The following is a 2,956-nucleotide window of genomic DNA, read 5'->3' on the forward strand; positions in this document are numbered from 1 at the left end:
ACGACCTTCGGGTTATGAGCCCGACGAGCTACCAAGCTGCTCCACCCCGCGTCCGAAAACACTGAAAAGCAAACTGAAACATTATTGCCTTTCGAGGCTGCGCATTATACGAGGAAAACAGGCGGATGCAATAGTTCTGAGTAAAAATCTCCGCCGCCCCGCTCAACCGTTCATTAAAGCATCAAATTTTAAAAATATGCTCACGATAGAAACGCAGTTCAGCTATGGATTCGCGAATATCATCCAGCGCCAGGTGACTGCCCTGCTTATGGAAGTCATTCAGCAGCTCAGGCTTCCAGCGACGGGTCAGCTCCTTCAGAGTACTGACATCCAGATACCTGTAATGAAAGTATTGTTCTAATTCCGGCATGTGCCTATAAAGGAAACGGCGATCCTGACCTATGCTGTTACCACAAATAGGCGATGCGCCCTTGGGCACCCATTGTTCGAGAAATGCGATGGTCTGACGAACCGCTTCCTGTTCATTAACCTGGCTTTGCTGCACCCGGGCGACCAGGCCACTGTGGGTATGTGTATTGGTACACCAGTCATCCATCTTGTCCAGTTCGGCTTGGGGTTGATGAATTGCCAGTACCGGTCCCTCTGCCAGAATGTTGAGCTGGGCATCGGTCACTATGGTCGCAATTTCAATGATTTTGTGTGTATCGGGATCCAGACCTGTCATTTCCAGATCGATCCAAATCAGGTTCTGATCGCTGATTGTCATTGGAATTTGCCTATTTGATGACTAAAGCATGTATCATACTTAGCCTGAAATGAAAGCCAACCAAACAGAACGATATTCTTGTGGCAAAAAAGAAAAAGTTAACTAAAGGTCAGAGCCGACGTGTCCGCTCTAACCAAAATAAGCGCCTGACTAAGGGCATGGAAGATATCCAGTGGGATGAAGCCCTGCTGGAGAATGCCCGTGAAGGCTTGGTGATCACCCGATTCGGCCAGCATGCCGATATTGAAGATCCGGAAACAGGGACCATTCACCGCTGTAACCTGCGTCGCAGTATTCAGAGCCTGGTGTCCGGAGATCGCGTTGTCTGGCGGCCCGGAGTTGAAGCCCTGCAGGGCATCGCCGGTGTAGTAGAAGCGGTCCATGAGCGAACATCGATGCTGACCCGCCCGGATTACTACGATGGGGTTAAGCCGGTGGCAGCGAATGTTAACCGCATCATCATCGTCTCTTCCGTACTGCCTGAGCTGTCACTGAACATTATCGACCGCTATCTGGTAGCTGCCGAGACAGTTGAAATCGAGCCACTCATTGTACTGAACAAAGTCGATTTGCTCGATGACGGCACCCGTCAGCAGGTCGAGCGCACCCTGTCGCTGTACAAAGCGATCGGCTATGAGGTGCGTTACGTCAGCACCATGACAGGGGAAGGGTTAGCGGCACTGAAAGCGGATCTGAAAGATCACGTCAACATCTTTGCCGGTCAGTCCGGGGTGGGGAAATCCAGCCTGGTCAATGCCCTGATGCCGGAAGTGGATGCAGAGATCGGCGATGTGTCGGAGAACTCGGGACTGGGCCAGCACACCACCACAGCTGCACGTCTGTACCACTTTGCTGAAGGCGGCGATCTGATAGATTCTCCCGGTGTTCGGGAGTTCGGACTGTGGCACCTGGAACCGGAGCAAGTGACTAACGCTTTTGTCGAGTTTCGACGCTACCTGGGCGGCTGTAAATTCCGCGACTGTAAGCACAAAGACGATCCGGGCTGCCTGCTGCGGCAAGCACTCGACGAGGGCAAAATCAGCCAGGCGCGTTTCGACAGTTACCACAAGATCATTGAAAGCATGTCGGAAAACGTGGCTAACCGTCAGTTTTCCCGAAATAAGCAAAATTAAGCGGGCCTGCGTCATCAACTGCGAACTGGCTCCCTCTTCGTGTGCGCTCACCTGACTTCATATCTGAAATCAGGTAGAATCCGCGGCCCGGGTCAGCGCTATTGATGGCGAAGAACCAAGTTATTGATTTATAGAACAATCGGAATCTTATTGTGAGCGATAATCTGAAAATTGGCCTGCAATACTGCGCGCCCAAACATGCCCTGACCCGCCTGGCCGGCAAACTTGCCGACCTGAAAGGTGGCTTTGTCACCACGGCGGTAATTCGTTGGTTTATCAACCGCTACAAAGTGGATATGGCAGAAGCCCGTAACGAAGATCCCGCATCTTACGCCACTTTCAACGATTTCTTCGTGCGCGAACTCAAAGACGATGCCCGTCCGCTGAACGACGAGGCAGAGGTGTTCTGTCACCCGGCAGATGCCTGTGTCAGTCAGCTGGGGCCGATTGAAAAAGGCCAGCTGATTCAGGCCAAGGGTCATTACTACGACGCAGTTGAACTGCTGGGCGGCGACCAGGCGCTGGCAGAAGAATTTGCTGACGGGAGTTTCGCCACTCTGTATCTGTCTCCGCGAGATTATCACCGCGTACACATGCCATGTGACGGCACCCTGCGTCAGATGATTTATGTTCCGGGCGATCTGTTCTCGGTCAACCCGCTGACCGCTGAAAATGTGCCAAACCTGTTTGCCCGTAATGAGCGCGTGGTTTGTATCTTTGATACAGAATTCGGCCCGGTTGCTCAAGTACTGGTGGGAGCCACAATCGTTGGCAGCATCGAAACTGTATGGTCTGGCACTATTACACCGCCGCGCGGCCCCGTTGTCCGTCGCTGGGATTACCCGGCCGACGGCGAGCAGGCTGTCACCCTGAAAAAAGGCCAGGAAATGGGCCGTTTCAAACTGGGGTCAACCGTCATCAACCTGTTCCCGAAAGAGATGGTGACCTTTGCCGACAATCTGGCGCCGAATGTGGCTACCCGTATGGGTGAGGCCTACGCCCGACTGACTGCACAGCCAGTAACAGAGCCGATGGCAGACAACAGCGACACTTAACCGCACCGCTAACGCGATTGACAGAAAAGGGACGAATTCGT

3 protein-coding genes are annotated in these 2,956 nt (G+C 53.0%); 2 read left to right on the plus strand and 1 reads right to left on the minus strand.

Annotated features, from left to right (window positions below):
- Window positions 1-181: 181 nt before the first annotated feature.
- Window positions 182-727 (minus strand): oligoribonuclease, encoded by a 546-nt coding sequence (gene orn / locus KCG43_RS21180; RefSeq protein ID WP_218387438.1) that lies wholly within the window; start codon window positions 725-727, stop codon window positions 182-184.
- Window positions 728-807: 80 nt separating this feature from the next.
- On the opposite strand from orn, the gene rsgA reads away from it, so the two are divergent.
- Both rsgA and asd read left to right on the plus strand, forming a co-directional pair.
- Complete coding sequence (rsgA, locus tag KCG43_RS21185) at window positions 808-1,860, plus strand: small ribosomal subunit biogenesis GTPase RsgA (protein ID WP_192017342.1); 1,053 nt, start codon at window positions 808-810, stop codon at window positions 1,858-1,860.
- Window positions 1,861-2,012: 152 nt separating this feature from the next.
- Window positions 2,013-2,915: an archaetidylserine decarboxylase gene (gene asd, locus KCG43_RS21190; protein ID WP_192017341.1), complete on the plus strand. Its 903-nt coding sequence runs from the start codon at window positions 2,013-2,015 to the stop codon at window positions 2,913-2,915.
- Window positions 2,916-2,956 lie beyond the last annotated feature (41 nt).

The organism is Photobacterium sp. WH24, assembly GCF_019204055.1.
GTDB lineage: Bacteria > Pseudomonadota > Gammaproteobacteria > Enterobacterales > Vibrionaceae > Photobacterium > Photobacterium arenosum.